Below are 1472 nucleotides of genomic sequence, written 5' to 3'. Positions count from 1 at the left end.
TGCCGCTGACAACATCGAACACAACAAATATCACGACTGCAAACAGTCCTATTACCACATCCGTAAACTGAGTGATGAACTGTGCAGGGAACACAATCTTTCCGTCATCATTCCGGGTGCCCAGCGTGGCAGAAAATACGAAAAATGGCAGTCCGACCAGAATGGTTCTGCGTGGAAAACGCAGATCAGAAAGGACATCAATTTCTGCTTCAAGTCGGCTTCCACTTACGAAGAATTTCTGCTTCTGATGAGAGCCAAAGGGTATGAAATCAAAGGGGAAACTTTTGAAGAAGGAGCTGCCAAATACATCTCATTCCGCCCTCTGGATAAAGAGCGTTTTGTGCGTGGCAGTACAAGGTCTTTGGGTAAGGAATACACAAAAGAACGTATCAAGGAACGCATCGAAAGGAAACGGGAGCGAAAGGCAGTAATCCCCAAAAGGGACTACTCTGCCCGCAGGCTCATTGACACCTCGGACGAGAAATTTAGAAGCAGTCCGGGACTGCAAAGGTGGGCTGCCATTGAGAATTTAAAAATCGCCGCACAGAGCTATAATGAAGTCGGCTCCCTTGCAGAACTGGAACACAAAATTGCGGTGAAAACCGAAGCCGGAAAGTCTGCAAAGCAGAGCGTGGTGGAACTGGAACACCGCATCAAAGACCTTGCAGAAATCATCAAATATGCACAGCAGTACAAAGACAACCGCTCCTATCATATCGGCTACAAAAAAGCCAAGAACCCGGACGCATATTTCCGCAGATACGAAAGCCAAATTATCCTTTATGGTGGCGCAAGACGCATGCTTGAACAAGCGGGCATAAACTTAAAGGGCTTGAATGTCGATAAGCTAAAAGCAGAGTATCAGGAACTGATGAAGCAGAAAAGCGAGCTGACTTCCACCTACAAGAAATGTGAAAAAGAGGTTCAATCATTAAACCGAAAACTGGAAAATCTGAATCAATACCTCGGTCAGACGCAGCCCGATCCGGTGCAGGCACAACAGACAAAAAACAGAAATCACAGCTTATAAAAATGGGGGGGAGAATCCTATCCCATAGATAGCACTCTCCCCTCTGAATCAATTTTGTTCTTCATCTAACCATTCTTTTAATTTTTTCTGTAACAGTTTCTTATCCGGCAAATAAAATTTATACTCTTTTGCATAAATATTAGCATTTTCCGGAAGTGTCAAATCTACCAGAGCCTCATCACTTTGCTTGCAGAGTAAAATACCTATTGTTGGATTTTCTCCCTCAATTTTTTCATAGCGATCATAATAATTTACATACATCTGCATCTGTCCTAAATCCTGATGTGCAAGCTCATCAATCTTAAAATCAATCAAAACATAACACCTTACCCCATGATTTTTCTCAATCAATTTTATATGTCAAAAATTTGCCAAATTAAAAAAGCAGGTAGCCAGCCATTGCAACTGACTACCCACTCGATACCGCTATTCTTCTACCGCT

Annotated in this window: 2 protein-coding genes; one reads left to right on the top strand and one right to left on the bottom strand. The window is 42.9% G+C overall.

What is annotated here, in order from left to right:
• The coding region (locus tag H8S17_RS16075) for a relaxase family protein (RefSeq protein ID WP_186867890.1) at positions 1-1030 on the top strand (1030 nt) is incomplete at its 5' end.
• Positions 1031-1078: 48 nt separating this feature from the next.
• On the opposite strand, the gene H8S17_RS16070 is transcribed toward H8S17_RS16075, so the two are convergent.
• Positions 1079-1381 (bottom strand): PDDEXK nuclease domain-containing protein, encoded by a 303-nt coding sequence (locus H8S17_RS16070; RefSeq protein WP_330595835.1) that lies wholly within the window; start codon positions 1379-1381, stop codon positions 1079-1081.
• Between the last annotated feature and the right edge of the window lie 91 nt (positions 1382-1472).

It is taken from the genome of Roseburia zhanii, assembly GCF_014287635.1.
GTDB classification, from domain to species: Bacteria; Bacillota; Clostridia; order Lachnospirales; family Lachnospiraceae; genus Roseburia_B; species Roseburia_B zhanii.
This window is presented reverse-complemented; position numbering and strand designations above follow the sequence as displayed.